Genomic DNA, 7,500 nt, shown 5'->3' with positions numbered 1-7,500 from the left:
TCAACTAAGTTTTTTATTTCGTTTGTCGCTTGCGACGTTATTGTCATCGGCGACTTGTCCTATATTACACCTCTAAAGTATAATCGTCAACACCTTTTTATAAATAATTTCAATTTAATATTTTTATGCTCTTTTAGCTAGATACGTCTCTATAGGATTTCATTATCGGAGCACACCTTCTGCTTCTCTTTAATTTATTTTTAAAAATATATTCAAGTTAATTTGAACTCTAGACTTAACTTGTGTGGACGTTTTCCTCCAACAAAACTAGCAACCTTATTTTAACAAATACTAGTATATAATTAGAGAGTTGTTGTACTATCAATAAAACTCTATTAGAAGCAGGTGAAGATATGAAAGATATACGTATCCTTATAGCAGACGACGATAAAGAAATCCGAAATTTATTAAAAATATATTTAGAACGAGAATTATACATGGTAGACACTGCAATCAACGGCGAAGAAGCCTTGCATTTATTTAATCAAAATAAATATAACCTCGTTATATTAGATCTTATGATGCCCAAAATAGATGGAATCGAGGTATGTAAAAAACTTAGAGATAAAACTAACGTACCTATATTAATGCTCACAGCTAAAGATCACGAAGTTGATAAAATTTTAGGTTTAAGCATTGGTGCTGATGATTATATTACGAAACCTTTCAGCATTCACGAAGTAATTGCACGAGTAAAAGCTCTTATGCGGCGTTTTTTAGTTCTCGGAAGTAACAATACTGCTCAAGAAAAAACAACTTTATCTTTTAAAGGACTAACTATCAATTTAAATACATACACAGTTCATACAAACAAAGAAGAAATTAGCTTAACCGGAAAAGAATTGGAACTGTTAAAATTCTTTACTTCAAACCCAGGGCAAGTATTTACAAAAACACAGCTCTTCCGAAATGTGTGGGACGATAATTATATAGAAGATGACAATACCGTTATGGTACATATTCGAAAACTTAGAAAGAAAATAGAAATTGACCCTTCCAATCCAAAATTTATTCAGACTATATGGGGAATTGGTTATAAGTTTGTAGGTGAAAAGCTTGAAGACTGATAAAACCCTCTTCCTTATTTCATTACAACTTATCATTTGCGGGATTTTAAACATACAAATGGGCCCAAGATTAAAAATGTCTTTATTTATTATCCTTATCTTAATTACAATTTATCTCTTCTTTTCAAGAATACAATTCATTCAACATCGTAAAGCAATGGATACTAAATTAAGTCGTGTACTAAAAGGAAACTTACAAACGAGATTATTCACAAGCAATGACCACTCATTACATAATATCGTTTTTTCAATAAACGAGCTAATAGCTAAATTAGAGCAGGTTCAGATTGAAGCCAAAAGATCCGAGGAATCCAGAAAACAACTTTTGTCTAGTATCTCCCACGATATACGAACACCACTCACCTCCATCATCGGATATATAGATGCTTTGAAAGACGGAGTTGCTGCTTCTGAAATAGAAAAACAAAAATATCTTAAAATACTCTATATGAAATCAAATAACTTAAAGCACCTAGTTGATGAAATATTCAATATGGCGAAGCTAGACGCTAATGAATTTCCACTAAAAGAAGAAGAACTCGACTTTTCTGAAGTTACTAGAGAAGTTTTGATTGAATTTTTACCTGAGCTCTCAAAACATAACATCGAACTGCAAATTCTCATACCAGAGTCTACTTGTCCTATCATCGCAGATCATCTAAGCATTATGCGGATTATCGGTAATTTAATGAAAAATGCAATTTATTACGGAAAGGATGGGAAAACAATAGGAGTCGAACTGCTAGAAGCTGATGCAGAATACAAACTTCATATTTGGGATCAAGGCCCTGGTATTCCAAAACATGATTTACAAAACATATTTGAGCGAATGTACCGAAGCGAACAATCAAGAAACTCTTCATTTGGTGGTAGCGGTCTCGGACTCTCTATTTCTAAAGCACTCGTTGAAAAAAATGGTGGGCATATATGGGTTGAAAGTACTCCATGGAAACGAACTACTTTTGGCTTTTCTATTCCAAAATACAATACTTTTAAGAAATAGTTAAGAAATGATTAATATGCAGTTAAGCCTTCCTTTTTATGATGTAAGTAAGAACTTATAGAAAGCAGGTGTCTCCTATAAATACAATTATAAAAACGACTAACCTTACTAAAGTATATGGCAATCAAAAATCAGTAGATAATTTAAATATTAATGTTCAACAAGGAGAGATTTATGGCTTCATAGGCCGCAACGGTGCTGGTAAAACAACAACCATTCGTATGCTGCTTAGTCTTATAAAACCTACAAGTGGAACGATTGAAATATTCGGAGAGAACTTATTCCAAAATCAAAAAGATATTTTAAGCAGAATTGGTTCTATAGTTGAAGTTCCAGGATTTTATGAAAACTTAACTGCAAAAGAAAACCTACTAATTAATGCAAAGATAATTGGGGTTCACAAAAAGAATGCTATCGAAGAAGCATTAGAAATAGTAGGCTTGCAGCATGAGACAAAAAAGTTAGTAGGAAAGTATTCTTTAGGAATGAAGCAACGCTTAGGAATTGCACGCGCTCTTCTCCATTATCCTGAGCTACTCATATTAGATGAACCAACTAACGGACTAGACCCTATTGGTATTAAAGAAATGCGAAAACTTATTCATTCTTTAGCTCAAGAAAGAAATATAACAATACTCATTTCTAGTCACATATTAGCCGAGATAGAACAGTTGGTCGATCGTATCGGAATTATTCATGAAGGAAAGTTACTAGAAGAAGTTTCTCTTGATACGCTGCGCAAAGCAAACCGTAAGTACATAGAGTTTCAAGTGAATAATGACGATAAAGCTGTGATGTTATTAGAAAATCATCTTCAAATTTTTGATTATGAAGTACATGATGAAGGAAATATTCGTATTTACTCTCATTTTGGACAACAAGGATACATAAACAGAACGTTTGTTCTTAACGGTATTGAAGTATTAAAAATGATGATAAGCGAAGATAGACTAGAAGATTATTTCACCAAACTAGTTGGAGGTGGAACAATTGGTTAATCTACTCTATACAGAACTCTTAAAACTAAAACGCTCTAATATGTTTTTAATTAGCATTATTGGTGCTGGTGTCGCACCTTTCTTAGTTGTAGTAGCCTCTTATATACATATAAAAACAAAACAGCCTACTCCAACTATTTGGTTCCATCAATTATTCACTGACGTTAACTTATATACTACTTTAGTTATAGGATTCCCCTTATATGGAGTAGTGGTTGCATATTTGCTTACCCGCGAATATGCAGAAGATACACTGAAAAATTTACTAACTATCCCCGTGTCGCGCATTAGCTTTATTATAAGTAAATTCATCATTCTCTTTCTTTGGATTATGATGCTAACTTTAGTCGCTTGGGCACTTACTTTAATATTAGGGCTATTGGGGAACTTCCCTGGCTTTAACATTTCTTTACTTTTAGGTTCTTTCCTAGAATTTTTAATATGTGGTGGACTTCTCTTTCTATTGTCTTCACCTATTGTGCTACTAACTCTTGTAATGAAGAGCTATGTACCGCCCATTATATTAACAGTCATTATTACAATGACTAATCTTATGCTCGTAAACTCCAAGCATAAAGATTTATTTCCGTGGACCGCTACTCTAGATATCGCAAATAACGAATTACAACCGACATATCCACCAGAGTATTCTTATATCATCATTGCAGTAACGACAATTTCCGGATTTATTGCAACACTATTCTATTTTAAAAAAGTAGACATTCATTAATTTGTAGGAGTGAAACTATGAGCGATATCATTATTGCCTTCATACTCGGTATTGTAGAAGGATTAGCTGAATTTTTACCTATATCCTCTACTGGCCATCTTATATTAGTCGGGCATTTATTAGGCTTTGAGGGAGAAAGAGCGAAAACGTTTGAAATTGTTATTCAGCTAGGCGCAATTTTAGCCATTGCAATTTTATATCATAAACGTCTCGTTTCTTTATGTAATATTAAGCCTCTTCTACAGAAAGAAAAAAAATTCAACGCGTTCCATGTATTTCTTGGCGTATTTCCGGCAGTGGTTGCTGGTTTGCTACTACATGATATTATTAAAACATACTTATTCCAGCCATACACTGTTGTGATTGGACTTGTAGCAGGTGCAATTCTTATGCTCTTTGCAGAAGTAAAAAAGAAAGAGGCAGCAGCCTATTCACTGGACGATTTAACATACCGCCAAGCTTTAACAATCGGATTATTTCAGTGCTTAGCAGTATACCCTGGCTTCTCTAGAGCTGGCTCTACTATCTCTGGAGGTCTATTAGCAAAAGTAAATTATAAGACTGCATCTGAATTCTCTTTTCTAATAGCTCTTCCTGTAATGATTGGGGCTACAGGCTTAGACTTACTAAAAAGTTGGAAGTATTTAAGTGTCGATGACATCCCTATGTTTGCGGTAGGATTCATTACCTCTTTTATAGTAGCGATGCTAGCGGTAGTAACTTTTCTAAAGCTTTTAGAGAAGATAGGTTTAAAACCTTTTGCGTACTATCGTATTTTGTTGGCTATCTTATTTACGCTTTTCGTATTGCTATAGATTCATATAAGTCACATATTATTAAACTGATATTCAATTTAGAATATCAGTTTTTTCATCTATTTTAACTCTAGTATTACTCACTTCAATATGGCATAGTGATAATAAACTACCATTCATAATCTGAACGTTCTTTAAGTAACTACATCCTTTATCATAAAATGCAATTGGAAAATTAAAGATTACATATATGTACAGAACATATTTACAAACTATATTCACTCCACATAGTATCTTTTTAATTTGCAACACACCGCTACAACTTTTAAATGAGTACAAAGACATACTAAATAAGTAAGTAAATTTCCTAGGAATTATAAAGAGACTAAATATGAATTAGAGTGAGGTAACGATAAAAATGAATCAATTAGCACAAACATATTGGGATACTTATTGGGGAAACAACAAAAAACCAGAATCTGTTACAGCTTGGCAATTTGGGGATACCCCTAATTATCTTGCACAACTAGTAATTGACGGTATTAAAACCGCTACATGCTCCGGTCACATTTTTTATGAATTAGAACATGAATCACTACCGACTACTACTGATTATAGTATTATACTCAATAGTAATGATGAACCTGTAGCTATTATTAAGACAATAGAAGTAACTGTAACACCAATGAATGAAGTAAGCGAAGAATTCGCTATCGCTGAAGGCGAAGGAGATCGTACTTATAATTACTGGAGAGACACCCATGTTCGTTTTTTTACAAAGGAACTAAATGAGCTTGGTCTTAATTTCTCTGAAGATATGTTACTCGTCTGTGAGCGTTTTGAACTTGTTGATGTGAACAATAAAGTGAAATTTTAATAAACTGAGATTTACCAGCCATTCTTATTTTTATAAAACACAAAAAAGACGAGTCATTCTGACTCGTCTTAAAGTTGCTTGGCGACGTCCTACTCTCACAGGGACAAGGTCCCAACTACCATCGGCGCTAGAGAGCTTAACTTCCGTGTTCGGTATGGGAACGGGTGTGACCTCTCTGCCATCATCACCAAACTATGAAGGCATATTCCTTCAAAACTAGATAACATTGCTTCATATTATATGGTTAAGTCCTCGATCTATTAGTATTCGTCAGCTCCACATGTCACCATGCTTCCACCTCGAACCTATCAACCTGATCATCTTTCAGGGATCTTACTAGCTTACGCTATGGGAAATCTCATCTTGAGGGGGCTTCATGCTTAGATGCTTTCAGCACTTATCCCTTCCGCACATAGCTACCCAGCTATGCCCTTGGCAGAACAACTGGTACACCAGCGGTGCGTCCATCCCGGTCCTCTCGTACTAAGGACAGCTCCTCTCAAATTTCCTACGCCCACGACGGATAGGGACCGAACTGTCTCACGACGTTCTGAACCCAGCTCGCGTACCGCTTTAATGGGCGAACAGCCCAACCCTTGGGACCGACTACAGCCCCAGGATGCGATGAGCCGACATCGAGGTGCCAAACCTCCCCGTCGATGTGGACTCTTGGGGGAGATAAGCCTGTTATCCCCGGGGTAGCTTTTATCCGTTGAGCGATGGCCCTTCCATGCGGAACCACCGGATCACTAAGCCCGACTTTCGTCCCTGCTCGACTTGTAGGTCTCGCAGTCAAGCTCCCTTATGCCTTTGCACTCTACGAATGATTTCCAACCATTCTGAGGGAACCTTTGGGCGCCTCCGTTACACTTTAGGAGGCGACCGCCCCAGTCAAACTGCCCACCTGACACTGTCTCCCGGGTCGATAAGACCCGTAGGTTAGAATTTCAATACAGTCAGGGCGGTATCCCACCAGCGCCTCCACCGAAGCTAGCGCTCCGGTTTCAATGGCTCCCGCCTATCCTGTACAAACTGTACCAAAATTCAATATCAGGCTACAGTAAAGCTCCACGGGGTCTTTCCGTCCTGTCGCGGGTAACCTGCATCTTCACAGGTACTATAATTTCACCGAGTCTCTGGTTGAGACAGTGCCCAAATCGTTACACCTTTCGTGCGGGTCGGAACTTACCCGACAAGGAATTTCGCTACCTTAGGACCGTTATAGTTACGGCCGCCGTTTACTGGGGCTTCAGTTCAGAGCTTCGCTTACGCTAACCCCTCTCCTTAACCTTCCAGCACCGGGCAGGTGTCACCCCCTATACTTCGCCTTACGGCTTCGCAGAGAGCTGTGTTTTTGCTAAACAGTCGCTTGGGCCTATTCACTGCGGCTTTCCGTTAAGAAAGCACCCCTTCTCCCGAAGTTACGGGGTCATTTTGCCGAGTTCCTTAACCAGAGTTCTCTCGCACACCTTAGGATTCTCTCCTCGCCTACCTGTGTCGGTTTGCGGTACAGGCACCTTTTATCTCGCTAGAAGCTTTTCTTGGCAGCGGGGAATCAAAGACTTCGCTCCATAAGGAGCTTCCCCATCACAGCTCAGCATACGCGATAAGCGGATTTGCCTACTTATCAGCCTAACTGCTTGGACGTGCACAACCAATCGCACGCTTCTTCTATCCTTCTGCGTCCCTCCATTGCTCAAACGATAAAGAGGTGGTACAGGAATATCAACCTGTTGTCCATCGCCTACGCCTGTCGGCCTCGGCTTAGGTCCTGACTAACCCTGAGCGGACGAGCCTTCCTCAGGAAACCTTAGGCATTCGGTGGACGGGATTCTCACCCGTCTTTCGCTACTCATACCGGCATTCTCACTTCTAAGCACTCCACCAGTCCTTACGGTCTGACTTCACTGTCCTTAGAACGCTCCCCTACCACTGATACCATTCGGTATCAATCCGCAGCTTCGGTGGTGTATTTAGCCCCGGTACATTTTCGGCGCAGAGTCACTCGACTAGTGAGCTATTACGCACTCTTTAAATGGTGGCTGCTTCTAAGCCAACATCCTAGTTGTC

6 protein-coding genes and 2 rRNA genes (1 of these 8 cut by a window edge) are annotated in these 7,500 nt (G+C 38.3%); 6 read left to right on the top strand and 2 right to left on the bottom strand.

Translation table 11 applies throughout. The annotated features are described in order from the left end of the window. Positions 1 to 353 precede the first annotated feature (353 nt). The 6 genes from N2V80_RS01595 (at position 354) to N2V80_RS01570 (ending at position 5,430) form a co-directional block, all read left to right on the top strand. Positions 354 to 1,067, top strand: a complete 714-nt coding sequence (locus tag N2V80_RS01595) for a response regulator transcription factor (RefSeq protein ID WP_000651991.1) — start codon at positions 354 to 356, stop codon at positions 1,065 to 1,067. Then, on the top strand, positions 1,057 to 2,070 hold the full coding sequence (locus tag N2V80_RS01590) for a sensor histidine kinase (protein ID WP_061654672.1): 1,014 nt from the start codon (positions 1,057 to 1,059) through the stop codon (positions 2,068 to 2,070). The genes N2V80_RS01595 and N2V80_RS01590 overlap by 11 nt, the downstream gene beginning before the upstream one ends. 68 nt (positions 2,071 to 2,138) lie before the next feature. After that, entirely contained in the window at positions 2,139 to 3,068 is a 930-nt protein-coding gene (locus N2V80_RS01585; protein ID WP_000074580.1) for an ABC transporter ATP-binding protein, read from the top strand. Then, on the top strand, positions 3,061 to 3,798 hold the full coding sequence (locus N2V80_RS01580) for an ABC transporter permease (RefSeq protein WP_000247716.1): 738 nt from the start codon (positions 3,061 to 3,063) through the stop codon (positions 3,796 to 3,798). Before N2V80_RS01585 ends, N2V80_RS01580 begins: the two co-directional genes overlap by 8 nt. A gap of 17 nt (positions 3,799 to 3,815) precedes the next feature. Further along, positions 3,816 to 4,613, top strand: a complete 798-nt coding sequence (gene uppP / locus N2V80_RS01575; protein ID WP_001279960.1) for an undecaprenyl-diphosphate phosphatase UppP — start codon at positions 3,816 to 3,818, stop codon at positions 4,611 to 4,613. Between the two features lie 358 nt (positions 4,614 to 4,971). Then, complete coding sequence (locus N2V80_RS01570; RefSeq protein WP_001072423.1) at positions 4,972 to 5,430, top strand: ASCH domain-containing protein; 459 nt, start codon at positions 4,972 to 4,974, stop codon at positions 5,428 to 5,430. Positions 5,431 to 5,506: 76 nt separating this feature from the next. Here N2V80_RS01570 and rrf read toward each other — a convergent pair. Then, positions 5,507 to 5,622 (bottom strand): 5S ribosomal RNA (gene rrf / locus N2V80_RS01565). Positions 5,623 to 5,670: 48 nt separating this feature from the next. Next, positions 5,671 to 7,500: ribosomal RNA gene (locus N2V80_RS01560) — 23S ribosomal RNA — on the bottom strand; it runs 1,092 nt beyond the window's last position.

The sequence above is a fragment of the Bacillus sp. FSL W8-0640 genome, assembly GCF_038007725.1.
In the GTDB taxonomy this organism is placed as follows: domain Bacteria; phylum Bacillota; class Bacilli; order Bacillales; family Bacillaceae_G; genus Bacillus_A; species Bacillus_A cereus.
The sequence above is the reverse complement of the archived record's forward strand: the minus strand, read 5'-3'. Positions and strand labels throughout refer to the sequence as shown.